Genomic DNA, 13,724 nt, shown 5'->3' on the forward strand with positions numbered 1-13,724 from the left:
CCATCTCGAATGCAGCAGCATTCGCTCAGCCAATGTTCAATGGTGTTTTCTAAGTTCCTGCCCGAAGGCGCGCATGGATCGCATTGTCTTTCCAGCTCAGGGCTGGATCGATCTCGCGCACCTCAAGGGAGAGAGCAAAATGTGGCTCGCTGAAAAGGTCCAGCAGCTCGGCCTTGACGACTGACATGATCGCGTTGCCAACACGCTTCTTTTCTTTGGCAGATCTGCCCGCGCCAATGCGAAAGCTCATGTCGATGAAAGAATTGCGCTCGTTGAGGTCAGCGATCGCGTAGTCATCGCTAAGCAGAACTCGGACGCGAACCGCGCCACGTTCGAACAGCCCACTGTCGAGGATCGCTTTATGAACGACCTCACACAGCGATTTGAAATCGACGCGCGGTTTCAGGTTCGCGGATCCTTCAATGACGAAATGTGGCATTTATCGCTCCTCAGATACTTAACACGTTAACAATTATTGAGTGTTTGTCAACCCACTGTCGGGTGATCTCGGCCTGATCGAATATTGACGGGCCGGTAAATTCTCACTTATTCACCTCATATGGATCAGGATAAAAATCACCCTCGCCTTCTGCGTAGCACCCGCCAGGCACTCCCAATCGCACTGTTGAAGGCGCGAGAAGCAGTGATGGGCCATTTTCGACCGATGCTTGCGCAGCACAATGTGACGGAGCAGCAATGGCGTGTGCTGCGGCTCTTGAGTGAACGCGGGCAGATCGATGCCACCGAATTGGCGCAAGGTGCAGCTCTCCTTGCCCCCAGCCTGACAAGGATGATCAAGGCGCTTGAGGACCGTAAGCTGATCAGGACGACGAAGGATGCTGCGGATGGCCGACGTCTGCTTGTCCGGATTGATGACGCAGGCGCTAAGCTCCTCGAAGAAGTACGGCCCGAAAGTCTTAAAATTTATGAAGAGCTTGAGCTTCGCATTGGCCACGACAAGATCGAAGCCCTGGTTGCATTGCTTAACGAGGTCACGGACAAGGCGACGACGCGTTAGTCGAGTTTGCGCCCTTGCGTTCTTTCGCTAATTTACTTAACATGTTTAGTAATTCAGCGACGGAAATAGGAGGAGTTTTCCCATGGTGAACCAGCAATACAGGCTTGTCATCGACGGCCAGTCGATCGCAACTGAAGGAACATTCGACGTGCTAAATCCCTCAGATGGTCAAGTCGTGGGGGCAGCGCCAAAGGCAACCGTAGCCCAGTTGGACCAGGCGGTTTCCGCGGCGCAAACAGCTTACGAAAAGTGGAGCAAAGCTGACGACGCGACGCGCCAGAAGGCCTGTGTCGCAATCGCTGACACCTTGCGCGATCATGCGGAGGAGCTGGCCCAGCTTCTCACCCTGGAACAGGGAAAACCCCTGAATGGGATGGGCTCCCGGTATGAGCTCGGAGGGGCCGAAGCTTGGGCGCGATACACTGCCGGTCTGGAGCTGCCGGTCAAGGTTTTGCAGGATGACAATCAGGGCCGGGTGGAACTGCACCGCAAACCGGTGGGCGTTGTAGGATCAATTACGCCCTGGAACTGGCCGTTGATGATTGCGATCTGGCACATTGTACCGGCCATACGAACCGGGAACACTGTTGTGATCAAGCCCTCCCCGCTCACCCCGCTGTCCACCATCCGGATGATCGAACTGCTCAACACAGTTCTGCCGACAGGTGTGTTGAATTGTGTGACGGGTGAAAACGACATCGGGGCCGCAATGTCCTCCCACCCTGGTATTGCCAAGATCGTTTTCACGGGCTCGACCGAGACCGGCAAAAAAATCATGGCAGGCGCTGCGGCGACATTGAAACGCCTGACTCTTGAACTCGGTGGTAATGATGCCGGCATTGTCCTGCCCGATTGCGATCCCCGCCAGATTGCCGAGGGACTGTTCTGGGGCGCTTTCATCAATGGCGGGCAAACCTGTGCGGCATTGAAGAGACTTTATGTTCACGAGGACATCTACGAGGACGTTTGCCGTGAGCTGACAAGCTTTGCAGCGACAGTCAAAGTCGGTGATGGACTTTCGGAAGATAGTGTCCTGGGTCCGGTCCAGAACCGCATGCAGTACCAGAAGGTCAAAGATCTGGTGGAAGATGCGAAGCGGCGTGGCGGGCGCATTCTCATTGGAGGGGATTCTGACGACAACGCTCCTGGGAATTTCTATCCCGTGACGCTGGTCGCGGACCTTAATAACGGCGATCGTCTGGTGGACGAGGAACAGTTTGGGCCGGCTCTCCCGATCATCAAGTATTCTGATCTCGACGAAGTCATCAGGCGCGCGAATGACAACCCGAACGGTCTTGGTGGTTCCGTCTGGGGCAGAGACCTTGCGAAAGCAAAGAAAGTGGCAAGCCAGCTGGAATGTGGATCCGTATGGATCAACAAGCACGGAGCTATCCAGCCGAACGTGCCGTTCGGTGGCGTGAAGGGTTCCGGTCTGGGCGTAGAATTTGCTGAAGAGGGCCTGGTGGAATACACGACGATCCAGGTCATTTTTCAGTAAGAGCCTGGATCGCGAGAAAAGAAAGGGACGCCGGGTTCGCCGGCGTCCCTTTTCTTATGTTGTTCCGGGATCGAAGCCTCCGAATTCTGCCGACAGAGTGACCGTGCGCGCCCTAAGACTTCAAGCGATCTCAGATAGGAACCGTTGAGCACGTTCAGTCTTTGGGTTGTCGAGGAAATCGTTCGAAAGTCCCTCCTCGATGATTTCACCGCTTTCGAGAAACACGATGTGGTTGCCGACTGCCCGCGCAAAACCCATCTCGTGCGTGACCACGACCATAGTCATGCCTTCCTTGGCGAGATCTTGCATCACCGCCAAAACACTTCCTCGCAGCTCAGGATCAAGGGCTGACGTGGGTTCGTCGAACAACATCGCCAGCGGTTTGGTGGCGATGGCGCGGGCAATGGCAACCCGCTGCTTTTGACCGCCCGACAGTTGCCCAGGGTAATGTCCTTCTCTGTCGGCCAGACCGACTTTTACGATCTCCTCGCGCGCGATCTCACGCGCTTCGTCTTTCGACATGCCCTTGCTGTGGACCAACCCACACATCACGTTCTCTAAAACGGTCATGTGCGGGAAGAGATTGTAGTGCTGAAAGACCATGCCCGTCTCGCGACGAAGCCGCTGAAAATCACGGCTGTAACGGCGCTCTCTTGAGCGTGCCGAAAAATAGGCTTTGGCATCCCATTCTACGGAGCCGACCCGTAGTTGGCCCTCGTCAGGAATATTGAGCAGGTTCAAACACCTCAAAAGTGTGCTTTTGCCTGAGCCACTTGGTCCAAGCAAGACGACGACATCGCCTTCAAGAACGTCAAGCGATACCGAATTCAGCCCCCTCACATTGGGAAGGTCGCGACTGGGGAACCACTTGCTAGCATTCCGCAGTGAGATGACTGTTTTTCTTTCTTCTGAATTTTCCATGTTCCGCTCCCTCGAAGAAGCGGGGCGGCCACTCGGCCGCCCCGACACGAATCTCACGCGTCCACTTTGAGAGGGCTGCCGCCCGGACCAACCGCAAGGTAAGGAAGGCCTGCGGCGATCGCATCTTTGCCGACATACTCACGGAATACGGAGTTGAGGATTCCGCCTGCTGCATTGAAAAGCAACCAGTTGGTCACGAACATGTACATCTTCATGTCTCCCGTCGGCATGAAGAAGGTGTTGTGATCGACATAAGCCGGTTCCTTGCCGATTATCTGAAGCGCGACACCCTGTTTCTTGGTGTTCACGATCGTGAACAGCGACTGCAAGGTTGCGTTCGCACGTCCTGACATGACCTGACCGATGGCGCCCGTCTGGTCAGGGAATACCGAGACGTTTGCCTTCGGGTAGAGCGCCCGGATCTTCGCTTCCTGCGAGCTTCCCTGAAGAGCGGCGAACTTGAACTCCGGCGAGTTCATCTGTTCGAAAGTCAAGTCTGACGCGTCGCGTCCAACGACGTAGACCGGTTGAAACGTCACGGCACAGCCGGCAAACCAGCCACGTAGCGAACGTGATGGCAAGATCGTTCCCGTTGTCATGATATCGGCACGGCCGGATTCGACGGCTGCAAACATCTGACCGAAATCCATGTCTGCGAATTCTACCTGGATATCAGGCGAGACATCTTTCATCATTCGACGGATGAGAGCGATCTCGTAGCCGTCCGGCTCACCCTTGTCGTTGATGTACAGGTTTGGCGGATATTTGAGGCTCGCCGCGACCACGATTTTTTTGGTGCGGATCGCTTTGTCCAGGACGGATTCCTTCGCGGCATCCTGCGCGGCGGCCGGTGTCGTTGCACCGAGTGCAACAGCAGCTGCGCCGCCCACGAACAAACCTGCTGTCAGTAGCGAACGGCGGTTTGCCTGCATTCCATTATCTTGCTTCGTATCCATGAGCATTCCCCTTGTTGTTTCCACGATGAAATTTTCGGCCTGGAACCCACGATCCGTGGGGTACAGCTTTTGCTAGGCGGTAAGACCGCCATCGACTGTCAGCTGCGCACCATTCACGTAGCTGGCATCATCACTCGCCAAGAATAGCGTGGCTTTGGCGATTTCTTCGTATGTCCCAAGGCGACCGAGAGGGACCGTCGGCGCAAAGCGCTGGTCACGAGCTGCGACCTGTTCGGCCGACATTCGGGTCAATCTGTCTGCCATGACACTTTCAAGGACGCCGGGGCAGATCGCATTTGCGCGAATCCCTTTTGCTCCGTAGTCCCGGGCGATGGTACGCGTCAGCATGATCAACCCGGCCTTCGAGACGCCGTATACCGCCTCGGCTGTCGAGGCCCGCTGACCCGCGATAGAGGCCGTGTTGACGATCACACCCTTGCCCGCCTCCACCATGTGCGGGATCGCTTGCCTGCAGAAGAGATAAGCCGACTTTAGGTTCACGTCCAAAGCCTGCTGCCACATCGCGGGATCGGTCTGCGAAATCGTGCCTGTAGGGTTGATACCGGCATTGTTGATCAAGATGTCCAGGGATGAGAAGCGTGACCGGGCCAGTTCGACTGCTTGCTGTGAGGTTTCCTCCTGTGAAACATCGCCAACGAGTTCGACGACGTCCGCTCCCTCTCCGCGTAGAAGCAGCACCAAGTTTTCCAGCTGATCTTTTGCGCGATCAACGAGAACAAGCCTCGCACCTTCATTCGCCAGTGCCTGCGCAACGGCGCGCCCGAGCCCACTTGCGACCCCCGTTACGAGGACCGTTTTTCCTGAAAACCGCATGTCTGACTTCCCATTATTTGCTTTTTCGCGACCGCTTGGGACCGCTTTTTGACATCTATGACTTGAATCTATCTGTCTTGCAATATGAAATCATATATGATGTTGACGAAGCTGGCGCTCGGGTTTATCGATTGAGTCAGTACCGGAGAAGAAGCCGAGTAAAGAAAAAGGGAACGTCATGAACCTCGATTTCTCGATCATCCTGGCGCAATGGCCCCGGTTCCTATGGGGATTAGGGTATGATCTCTATTTCGCATTCGCGGGATTCGCGCTGGGCTGCGTTATTGGGTTTATCTCCTATCTTGGCTCGGCCTCCCGCTCGAAAATCGCACGCGCAGTGTCTTACACCTACGTGCAGATCGTTCGGGGCCTGCCGATGTATCTGCTGCTGTTGTGGATTTACTTCGGGCTCGCAACAAAATTCGGCCTGGCACTGACGGGGCCTCAAGCGATAGTCATCGCCATCGCCATCATGAGCTCGGCATTTGCTTCTGAGATTTTCAGGACCGGCTATAATTCGATTGACGTCGGCCAGATTGAAGCCGGCAAGGCACTCGGTCTTTCCGACCTCCGGATCAATCGCACTATCCTTTTTCCACAGGTCATTCGGGTCGTGATCCCGCCCCTGCTGAACGTCTTCGTGATCTGCTTCAAAGCGGCGACTTACGCGGCGGTGGTTGCTGTCCCGGAACTCGTCTTCACGGCCCAGGACATCAGTCTCAACCAATATAGGCCGTTCGAAGCCTATATCTCGGTCGCCGTCCTACTCATCGCGACGATGCTGGTTTTATCTTTGCTGGTCAAAGTCGTCGAAGACCGTCTCAATGACGGCAAAGGGGCTTGAAGGTCATGAATAGCTGGTACGTTGTCCTCAGCCACCTGCCCGACATGCTCTACGGGCTTCGTTACACATTCCTGATCGCAATCGTCTCGCTCGCACTTTCAATGGTCTTCGGAGGGCTAGTGATATCCCTTCTCAGGAGCAAATCTGCTGCCATCCGAGCGGTAGGATTTCTCTACATCCAGGTCTTCCGCTCACTATCGCCATATGTTTACGTTCTGCTCGTCTATTTTGCCCTCGCCGGAGCAACAGGCTGGAAAATGGATCCGATCACAGCCGCTATCATATCCCTGACGCTTCTGAATACCGCTTACGTTGCAGAAATCTATCGGTCCGTGTTGCTCACCATTGATGGCGGGCAATGGGAAGCGGCCGCCGCAATGGGTCTGTCACCCTGGAAAACAAACTCGATCATTATCTGGCCGCAGGCGCTACGGACTGCAATTCCACTCCTTCTGAACCAATTCATTGTCATCTTGAAGGATTCCGCGATCGTGGGCGTGATTGGTGTCAAAGACATCCTCTATGTGGCGAATGCCCAGGCATCGATCACCTACAAGCAGTTCGAGTATCTGACGGCGGTTGGGGTGATCTTCATCCTGATTGTCTTCGTCCTGTCGCGATTGAGTATGAGCCTTGAGCGGCGACTGGCCTGGAAACACTAGCACTTGCCGAAACCACCCGAAGTCATTAGATCGAAAAGGAAATCAAATCTGATTTTCAATTTGATCACCGTTGGAGAGTGACGCATGGCAAAGGTGGTGGCACCCGTCACAGAAGCTAGAAGCAAACAGCAACTTGCTTACGATTATCTCAAGGCTGGGATAGATCGCGGCCTCTATGCACCCAAACAGCGGCTTGTAATTGACACACTCGCGAAGGAGCTATCGATCAGCCCTGTACCGGTGCGCGAGGCGATCCGCCGGTTGGAAGCAGAAGGCCTGATCATATTCAGCAAGAACTCCGGCGCAATCGTGGCTGGAGCCGATCCGGATCTCTGGGCTGAGCAGATGGAACTTCTGGCATTGCTTGAGGGCTACGTAACCGGCGCCGCCGCGCCGAGGATTACTGCCAGCGATATCAAGCAGCTTCAGAAAATCAACGAGGGGATGGAACAGGCGCTGGCTTCCTTCGACCTTTCGGGATGGACTCAGGGCAACCTGGACTTCCACTCCGTGATAAATCGGAGGTGCCCGAACGAAACAATCGTCGAGCAGATCGCCCAATTAAGATCGCGAATTGCGATGATCAATCGCTTCATCCAGCCGCGGACGGAAGCGACCATATTGCATACTCTTGGAAAGGATAGCGGGAAATCGACGCTTCAAGGACACGAGTGGATCATTGCGGCCTATATCGCCAAAAAATCTCCCGCCGAGATCGAAGCGCATGTTCGCACGAATATCATTCTGCTCACCACAGAAACGCACCGCAATCTGGTCAACAACCATGATCGGCGAGTAAGCAGATCGCAGGGATAGTCATATGCAACCGTCGGAATATGATGTTGTCGTCCTTGGTAGCGGTGGTGCAGGTCTCCTCACGGCGCTTTCTGCTGCAATTCAGGGCCTGTCAGTGGGTGTTTTCGAAAAGTCCCATCTAATCGGTGGCACCACCGCGATTTCCGGTGGTGGCATCTGGATTCCAAAAAACCACGTGATGCAAAAGTCCGGTTTTGAGGACCTGGAGACAGACGGTATCGAATATCTGACGCGACTGACCCTTGGCGAGATCGACAAGAGCCTTCTGGTCGATTTTCTAAAAACCGGGCCTGAAATGTTGTTGTTTCTGGAGAAACACTCGGAGCTGCGCTTCTTCAGTGTAGATCGCCCGGACTACCATCCCGGCTGGCCCGGCGCACGTTCCGGCCGATCGGTCGAACCGCTACCTTTCGCGCCAGCAATGGACGAGACTCTATTTCAGACGCTTCGGTCTTCGCACTTGCGTCAGCCGGTGACATCGTCCGAGAGCCGCAAAGGTCTGCCATCAGAGATCATCGAAGACCGTCAGAAGCGTCGAATGCGCACGCAAGGAGCAGCCCTGGTCGCCGGGCTGGCGCAGGCATGCGCGAAACATGGTGTTCAATTTCACCTTAATGAAGCCGCCGCGGGTCTATCGTTCGACGGAGAGCGCTGTCTAGGAGTCGAAACCGTTTCGGGTTCAACATCTGCCCGGCTCGGTGTTGTCCTCTCCACAGGCGGGTTCGAGTGGAATTCGTCCCTCGTCTCGGCTTACCTGCCTGGATTTTCAAGTGCACCGACCACACCGCCTGGTAATGAGGGAGACGGCCTGCGGTTTGGTATTCGGGCCGGCGCGGCAGTGGCCAATATGACTGAAGCATGGTGGACCGCTGCATATCGAATTCCGGGGGATGCACTTGATGGAGAACCACTAACACGCAACATGGTGCGTGAACTGGCATTGCCAGGCTCCATTATGGTCAACCGGAAAGGCGAGCGTTTCGTAAACGAAGCGAGCTCATACAATGACCTCGGTATGGCGTTCAACGCTTTTGATCCCGGCTCGTTTTCTTACCCAAACAGGCCCGCCTGGCTTATTTTCGATGACGCCTTCAAGTCGCGTTATCCCGTCGCGTCCGTTTCCCCGCAACAAACCGCACCGGAATGGATGATCAGTGCGGGTTCGGTGGCCGAACTCGCTCAGAAGCTTGGCGTTTCGGTTGAAGGCCTAACCGCAACAGTCGAACGATTCAATCAGTATGCTCGCGAGGGCCATGATCCAGATTTCGCACGCGGTGAGGACGTTCATGGTCTTTATTATGGAGATTCTGGCCACGCCCCAAATCCATGCCTGGGGAAGCTCGATGTTGCTCCCCTCTACGCAGTTGAAGTTCTACCAGGAAACAATGGCACAAAAGGCGGGTTGAAGACCAAATCTCGCGGTAGCGTCGTTCGTGATGACGGATCCGCGATTGAAGGACTTTTTGCGTGCGGGAACGTTGCAGCAAGTATATTCGGAAAAGGATATCCCGGCCACGGTGGCTCGCTCGGTCCGATTCTAACGGCGGCATACATTGTCGGTTTGGAAATCAGCGCCAATCAGCGGCGATGATTAATCCGTTTGGAACATTCAATCCTCAAGTCCCGGAATTGGGTAAGGATGGACCGACATCAGCGTGCCATCAAAAATGGTGTCGAGGCTGGCATCCCCTGCCTGTCCAGCGCATCGGCAATGAAGCCGTCCACTTTCACACGCTCGACAAAATCAGACAACTGCACCTCGGCGGCGCGATCATGCGACCGGGCCACGGATTGGTCACTGCGGAACCCGGGCGGCACATCTCAAATTAAATGCCAAGAACCACTCGAACGGGCGCATTCTCACGATTAGCCGCCAAGCGACACAAAGACTCAAACAGGAACAATCATGGCAAAGCTCCAGCGCTCGACCATTCGGCAGGGATGGCATCAAAAACACGGAGCATGTCTGAAGTGACGTTCGGCATCAAGAACGAAAGCTGCCATGGGGTCAGATGGCCGAAACGATCGAGCACTGTAGATGACAAATCCAATCCGAAAATCGTCCTGAACGCCGCCGAGAGCCGGGCGTCCTTAACAACCTCGTCTAGCGTTAATCTGACGCAACGGTGGTAGCTTGAACTGTCATCGTTGCGCTGTGACAGCCGCTCGCCATTCTTGACCTGCGCCCATTGCCGGTCGATCAGCAGATGCTCGGGACCGACGGCGCCCACCAGGGGCAGGCCAAGTCGTTCGAACTGCGAGGCCGGCGTGTGATTGGCGCGCATGGCTGCGACGAGGAGGTTCGCCATGCGCGTTTCGACCTCTTCATCGCGAAGAGGTTTCTGTTGTTCGGGATCGGTTTGGAGATCGAAGAGCAGCGTTCCAAATATATACGGATTGCCAAGCGCCTTGGCCGGAAGCCGCATGACCTGCACCTGCTTGGTGAAGGGAAACGGTCCGGCAAGCGAGATATCCTTGAGTTCGCCCGGTGCGAAGCGGTGGTCCATATGGGTCGGCATCAGCGTATATTGCTCGAGCGGCTGGTTTTCGGGGGTCACGCAGGCCCGCATATAGACGTAACGCCCGTCGGTAATGCAGACATGCCCGCCATGACTGCCGAACAGGCCGGCTTCACGGACCTGCTCGTCGGTAGAAATGACGCCGGACAGAGGCCTGCCCTGCATATCCTCCGTCGGGGTTACCCCGAAGAAATCGAGAAGCGTCGGACCGAAATCGATCGTCTGGACCAGGCTCGAACGCCGCTCGTCCTTAACATGCAGGCGCGGATCCCAGACGAACAGCGGCGTGTGGATGTTTTCCTCATACCAGGGCTGCACGTTCTTGCCCCACCACCCGCGCTCGCCGAGCAGCAGTCCGTGGTCGGTGCAGACGATCAGCATCGTATCGTCCCACAGTCCATATTCGTCCATCGCATCCAGCACGCGGCCGAGGCTGTCGTCGCACATGCTGAGCAGCGCTGCATATTCCATCCGCGCATGTTCGACTTCCCCCGGCTTTTCGGTCACGGCCCGGTAGTCCGGCCAGTCGAAATGCGGGCCGTCGTAGTCGTGCGGATACCGTTCCTTGTGGCGGTCGTAGCTGAAGAAGGGTTCGTGCGGATCGAAACATTCAACCTGCAGGAACCAGCGATCCTCGGCGTGATTAGCCTTGATGAACTCGACGCCCGCATCGAAGGTCTTCGTCTGCGGATGATCGGCGATGTCGGTCATGTACTGGCGGTTTACCCAGTCCTGCCGCCAGAGACTGCCGGACCGCCAGCTTGCGGTCGCAGGGATCAGCGGCTCGCCGACATGGCCTTTCCAACGATCGCCTTCCTGGCCGCGGCAGAATTCGTAGCTGCTGTAGCGATTGTGATAGGTGGCGCCGCCATCCTCCCAATAATGCTGATGATCGGTGACGAGATGGGTATAGACCCCGCTGGTTCGCAGCATTTCCGGCATCGAATCGTCGAAGGGCTCCAGCGGCCCCCAGGAGCGGTGCAGGAAATTGTATCGGCCGGTATGGAGTTCGCGGCGGGCCGGCATGCAGGGCATGCTGCCGCCATAACAATTGTCGAAGGTGACAGTGCGCTCCTGCAGGCGGCGGAAATTGGGAAGGTGATTCCAGTCGGCACCATAGGCAGGCAGGAACCGGCGATTGAGGGTGTCGAACATGATCATGATCGCTTTCAAATCGGTACGTCCTGTCCTTATGCGCTATGAAAATCGGCGGGAAATGGTTCGATTGCAGTTTGAGGAGCCCAGCGTATTGGAACTGCGCGCCGCCACCCGGTAACGGTGGCAGTAAGTGGCGTGACAGAGATAGGAGCCGTCGCCCCACGGGAAACGCCTCCCCGCGAGACCGCCTCTAGCGGCATATTCCCACTCCGCTTCGGTCGGCAGACGACGCCCGGCCCATTCGCAATAGGCAAGCGCATCGGCATGGCTGACATGCACGACCGGGTGAATATCAGGTCGGTCGGCTGCGATCGCGAGCCGGAAAACGCTCGAATTGCCGTAGCGCTCTGCCTCCGTCCGATATCCCGTCGCCTTTGCGAAAGCCGAAAACTGCGCGACCGTCACGCATGTCAGGTCAATGGCGAACGGGCCGAGCGACACCTCATGGACTGGCCCCTCGCCATCTGGCGCATAACCTTCACCGAAATGATCGCCCATCAGGAAAGTGCCGCCAGGCAGTGCAGTTTCCTGGTGGATCGGGCGCGCGTCGGAAGTCTGCGGCTTTATCCCGGCCGGCACGACCTCGCCTTCCCGCTCGCGTGAAGCGGCGCAGCAGCAGGTATTTCCGGCGAGAACGGCATCGGTCATCGGCGTTTTCCCTGGCTCGGCTCGTCGAGCGAAATGTGCATATCCGGGTCTCGCATATAGGGGCGGAGGATGTTGAAGAACTGGATCATTGATGCCTCGCGGCTGACAGCCGTCGGATCCAGAAGCCATTGGAGTCGCACGCCGTCCGCTACCGCGATGATCCAGCGGGCAAATGTTTCGAGGGTCATTCCAGCTGGAAGTTTGCTCTGATCGAAAACCGCAGCCAACTCACTGGTCATGGAGGCCGCCACCTCTCGATACCGCTCGACAAACCAGTCGTGGGCCGGATGATCCTGGATGATGCTTTCTGCAGATAAAACTGCAAAAAGCTGGACGAGAGTTGGCGTTCGCTCATTGGTATGTAGCGTGCGTAGAAATGTGCTTAAATAGTCGAAACCACGCTCTAAACTTTGCGATTTGGCCTTCTGGTTTCGCTCCTCGCGCTCCTGCAGCACGGCCAGAAGCAATGCGGCCTTCGACGGAAAATGATGCAGCATGCCGGCCTGCGTCATGCCGACGTCGGCGGCAATATCGGCAATGCTGGCGGCGTTGAAGCCTCGCTCGGAGAAAAGCCGCAGCGCCGAATCCAGGATCGCCCGCCGCCTGCTGTCTCCCCTTGGGCTTTTGCGTGTCTCTTTCTTCTCCATGCTCGACCTCATCTCCCCGTCCGGATCTGCAAAGGCGTGCCCGCAAAATGACAGGCAGCCTTCTGTCCGGTACCAGTTTCCTGGAGGCTTGGCGAACTGGTGGAACAGATTTCCCGCTCCGGAAAATACTCCGGCCCAATCGGACAGCGGGTGCGGAAACGGCAGCCGCTCGGCGGATTGGCGGGGCTCGGCATATCGCCGGCAAGTACGATCTTCTCCTGCGGCGCGTCGAGCACCGGTTCCGGCGTCGAGGAAATCAGCGCCGCCGTATAGGGATGCTGCGGAGAGCCGTAGACCTGTTCGGCCGTGCCGACCTCGACGATCTTGCCGAGATACATCACCGCGACATTGTCGCTGATATGGTGCACCACCGAAAGGTCGTGGGCGATGAACAGATATCCGAGCCCCAGTTCGTCGCGCAGTTCCTCCAGGAGGTTGATGATCTGGGCCTGGATCGAGACGTCGAGCGCCGAGACCGGCTCGTCGCAGATCAGAAGCTTCGGCTCGGTGGCAAGCGCTCGCGCAATGCCGACGCGCTGGCGCTGGCCGCCGGAAAGCTCGTAAGGGTAACGTTCGAGGAAATCCTCGTTCAGCCCGACCCGCAGCAGCAATTCGACCGAGCGCTGCCGCGCCTTCTCGCCGTGGACGCCGGCGACGCCCAGAGCTTCACCGAGCGACTGGGCGATACTGCGGCGCGGATTGAGCGAGGCGAACGGGTCCTGGAAGACATATTGGATGGTTCTGGTGATCGTGTCGCGATCCTCCTGATCCATCGCACTGACATCGCAGCCGGCGACCGTGATCCGGCCCTCGGCGACCGGATTGATGCCGACGATGGTGCGCGACAGCGTGGACTTGCCGCAGCCGGATTCACCGACAAGACCGAGCGTTTCTCCGGGCCGGATTTCGAGCGATACGCCGTCTACCGCAAAGATCGGCTTGGCCTTGGAAAAGAACGACCCCGAACCGCGGTTGACGTCCGTCCTGAGGTTCTCGATCCGCAGGACAGGCTCGACCGAAAGAGTCCGCCGGGCCTTGCGCACAAGATCGTCTTCTTCCGGCACGACAGGCATGCCAGTGGCCGCGCTCACCCAGCAGGCGGCGGAATGACCGGGCACTAGCACCTCCAGCTTCGGCACGTCCGCGCGGCATCGCTCGATCGCGAAGCGGCAGCGCGGATGGAAGGCGCAGCCGGATGGCAGC

General features: G+C 57.0%; 14 protein-coding genes. 6 read left to right on the plus strand and 8 right to left on the minus strand.

Annotated features, from left to right (window positions below):
* Positions 1-49 precede the first annotated feature (49 nt).
* Positions 50-439 (minus strand): 5-carboxymethyl-2-hydroxymuconate Delta-isomerase, encoded by a 390-nt coding sequence (locus MOV61_RS11955; RefSeq protein WP_247136726.1) that lies wholly within the window; start codon positions 437-439, stop codon positions 50-52.
* A gap of 120 nt (positions 440-559) precedes the next feature.
* Between MOV61_RS11955 and hpaR the strand changes: the two genes are divergently transcribed.
* Together hpaR and MOV61_RS11965 are read left to right on the plus strand one after the other, a co-directional pair.
* Positions 560-1,018: a homoprotocatechuate degradation operon regulator HpaR gene (gene hpaR, locus MOV61_RS11960; protein ID WP_258718873.1), complete on the plus strand. Its 459-nt coding sequence runs from the start codon at positions 560-562 to the stop codon at positions 1,016-1,018.
* 82 nt (positions 1,019-1,100) lie between these two features.
* The gene (locus MOV61_RS11965) at positions 1,101-2,516 is read left to right on the plus strand and encodes an aldehyde dehydrogenase family protein (RefSeq protein ID WP_247136728.1); all 1,416 of its coding nucleotides are present in this window, start codon (positions 1,101-1,103) and stop codon (positions 2,514-2,516) included.
* 120 nt (positions 2,517-2,636) lie between these two features.
* Here MOV61_RS11965 and MOV61_RS11970 read toward each other — a convergent pair whose 3' ends face one another.
* The 3 genes from MOV61_RS11970 to MOV61_RS11980 all read right to left on the minus strand — a co-directional run bounded on the left by MOV61_RS11970 (position 2,637) and on the right by MOV61_RS11980 (position 5,227).
* The gene (locus MOV61_RS11970; protein ID WP_247136729.1) at positions 2,637-3,437 is read right to left on the minus strand and encodes an amino acid ABC transporter ATP-binding protein; all 801 of its coding nucleotides are present in this window, start codon (positions 3,435-3,437) and stop codon (positions 2,637-2,639) included.
* Positions 3,438-3,490: 53 nt separating this feature from the next.
* Positions 3,491-4,393, minus strand: a complete 903-nt coding sequence (locus MOV61_RS11975) for an ABC transporter substrate-binding protein (protein WP_172723944.1) — start codon at positions 4,391-4,393, stop codon at positions 3,491-3,493.
* Between the two features lie 72 nt (positions 4,394-4,465).
* Positions 4,466-5,227, minus strand: a complete 762-nt coding sequence (locus MOV61_RS11980; RefSeq protein WP_040124747.1) for an SDR family NAD(P)-dependent oxidoreductase — start codon at positions 5,225-5,227, stop codon at positions 4,466-4,468.
* Between the two features lie 178 nt (positions 5,228-5,405).
* Between MOV61_RS11980 and MOV61_RS11985 the strand changes: the two genes are divergently transcribed.
* The 4 genes from MOV61_RS11985 to MOV61_RS12000 all read left to right on the plus strand — a co-directional run bounded on the left by MOV61_RS11985 (position 5,406) and on the right by MOV61_RS12000 (position 9,140).
* Positions 5,406-6,071, plus strand: coding sequence for an amino acid ABC transporter permease (locus tag MOV61_RS11985; protein ID WP_105404653.1), 666 nt, complete (start codon positions 5,406-5,408; stop codon positions 6,069-6,071).
* Between the two features lie 5 nt (positions 6,072-6,076).
* Complete coding sequence (locus MOV61_RS11990) at positions 6,077-6,733, plus strand: amino acid ABC transporter permease (protein WP_247136730.1); 657 nt, start codon at positions 6,077-6,079, stop codon at positions 6,731-6,733.
* Positions 6,734-6,817: 84 nt separating this feature from the next.
* The gene (locus tag MOV61_RS11995; protein WP_051900455.1) at positions 6,818-7,549 is read left to right on the plus strand and encodes a GntR family transcriptional regulator; all 732 of its coding nucleotides are present in this window, start codon (positions 6,818-6,820) and stop codon (positions 7,547-7,549) included.
* A 4-nt stretch (positions 7,550-7,553) separates the two neighbouring features.
* Entirely contained in the window at positions 7,554-9,140 is a 1,587-nt protein-coding gene (locus tag MOV61_RS12000) for an FAD-dependent oxidoreductase (protein ID WP_247136731.1), read from the plus strand.
* 313 nt (positions 9,141-9,453) lie between these two features.
* Here the strand turns inward: MOV61_RS12000 and MOV61_RS12005 are convergent, their stop codons facing one another.
* The 4 genes from MOV61_RS12005 to MOV61_RS12020 are packed head-to-tail and all read right to left on the minus strand — an operon-like array spanning position 9,454 to position 13,594.
* Positions 9,454-11,241, minus strand: a complete 1,788-nt coding sequence (locus MOV61_RS12005; RefSeq protein ID WP_247136732.1) for a sulfatase — start codon at positions 11,239-11,241, stop codon at positions 9,454-9,456.
* A gap of 24 nt (positions 11,242-11,265) precedes the next feature.
* Positions 11,266-11,874 (minus strand): SUMF1/EgtB/PvdO family nonheme iron enzyme, encoded by a 609-nt coding sequence (locus MOV61_RS12010; RefSeq protein ID WP_247136733.1) that lies wholly within the window; start codon positions 11,872-11,874, stop codon positions 11,266-11,268.
* On the minus strand, positions 11,871-12,521 hold the full coding sequence (locus tag MOV61_RS12015; protein ID WP_247136734.1) for a TetR/AcrR family transcriptional regulator: 651 nt from the start codon (positions 12,519-12,521) through the stop codon (positions 11,871-11,873). Before MOV61_RS12015 ends, MOV61_RS12010 begins: the two co-directional genes overlap by 4 nt.
* Before the next feature lie 8 nt (positions 12,522-12,529).
* Complete coding sequence (locus MOV61_RS12020) at positions 12,530-13,594, minus strand: ABC transporter ATP-binding protein (protein WP_408962376.1); 1,065 nt, start codon at positions 13,592-13,594, stop codon at positions 12,530-12,532.
* Positions 13,595-13,724 lie beyond the last annotated feature (130 nt).

Origin of the sequence: Neorhizobium sp. BETTINA12A, from assembly GCF_023006485.1 — a bacterium.
In the GTDB taxonomy this organism is placed as follows: domain Bacteria; phylum Pseudomonadota; class Alphaproteobacteria; order Rhizobiales; family Rhizobiaceae; genus Neorhizobium.

Excerpts from the sequence above, each read along its gene's own strand:
- MOV61_RS12000 (WP_247136731.1), top strand. The coding sequence starts at position 7,554 with ATGCAACCGTCGGAATATGATGTTGTCGTCCTTGGTAGCGGTGGTGCA.
- MOV61_RS12020 (WP_408962376.1), bottom strand. The coding sequence starts at position 13,594 with ATGCCTGTCGTGCCGGAAGAAGACGATCTTGTGCGCAAGGCCCGGCGG.
- hpaR (WP_258718873.1), top strand. The coding sequence starts at position 560 with ATGGATCAGGATAAAAATCACCCTCGCCTTCTGCGTAGCACCCGCCAG.
- MOV61_RS11990 (WP_247136730.1), top strand. The coding sequence starts at position 6,077 with ATGAATAGCTGGTACGTTGTCCTCAGCCACCTGCCCGACATGCTCTAC.
- MOV61_RS11985 (WP_105404653.1), top strand. The coding sequence starts at position 5,406 with ATGAACCTCGATTTCTCGATCATCCTGGCGCAATGGCCCCGGTTCCTA.
- MOV61_RS11970 (WP_247136729.1), bottom strand. The coding sequence starts at position 3,437 with ATGGAAAATTCAGAAGAAAGAAAAACAGTCATCTCACTGCGGAATGCT.
- MOV61_RS11955 (WP_247136726.1), bottom strand. The coding sequence starts at position 439 with ATGCCACATTTCGTCATTGAAGGATCCGCGAACCTGAAACCGCGCGTC.
- MOV61_RS11975 (WP_172723944.1), bottom strand. The coding sequence starts at position 4,393 with ATGGATACGAAGCAAGATAATGGAATGCAGGCAAACCGCCGTTCGCTA.
- MOV61_RS11980 (WP_040124747.1), bottom strand. The coding sequence starts at position 5,227 with ATGCGGTTTTCAGGAAAAACGGTCCTCGTAACGGGGGTCGCAAGTGGG.
- MOV61_RS12010 (WP_247136733.1), bottom strand. The coding sequence starts at position 11,874 with ATGACCGATGCCGTTCTCGCCGGAAATACCTGCTGCTGCGCCGCTTCA.
- MOV61_RS11995 (WP_051900455.1), top strand. The coding sequence starts at position 6,818 with ATGGCAAAGGTGGTGGCACCCGTCACAGAAGCTAGAAGCAAACAGCAA.
- MOV61_RS12015 (WP_247136734.1), bottom strand. The coding sequence starts at position 12,521 with ATGGAGAAGAAAGAGACACGCAAAAGCCCAAGGGGAGACAGCAGGCGG.
- MOV61_RS11965 (WP_247136728.1), top strand. The coding sequence starts at position 1,101 with ATGGTGAACCAGCAATACAGGCTTGTCATCGACGGCCAGTCGATCGCA.